1 protein-coding gene is annotated in these 269 nt (G+C 40.5%); it reads left to right on the top strand.

Annotation, left to right across the window (positions count from 1 at the left end; all coding sequences use genetic code 11):
• Window positions 1–269: DUF4826 family protein (locus AAEY78_RS13320; RefSeq protein ID WP_352339785.1), on the top strand; the 269-nt coding region annotated here is incomplete at both ends.

Here is a 269-nt window from a genome sequence, read left to right on the forward strand (position 1 = left end):
GGGTGATCCCAAGTAAAGTACTTGCTGACGAAAGCCGTTATCTTGCTCCTTATTTAGCCATTTGGAAGATGGAATCGAAGCAACCTAAAAAACAAACATTTTGGGTAATGTCTGGTGATTTACCTTCGGATTATGTTGATGTGAAAGTCGCGGCAACAGCTCGTGATGCGATTAGACATTTTTCAATGATGTGGCAACTTAAAGCAGAGAACTTGCACAAGTCGGGTGTAACCAAAGATCCTACTCAACTTAAGTTTGCACAATTATTG

Source organism: Psychrobacter sp. 16-MNA-CIBAN-0192 (assembly GCF_040309565.1).
Taxonomy (GTDB): Bacteria; Pseudomonadota; Gammaproteobacteria; order Pseudomonadales; family Moraxellaceae; genus Psychrobacter.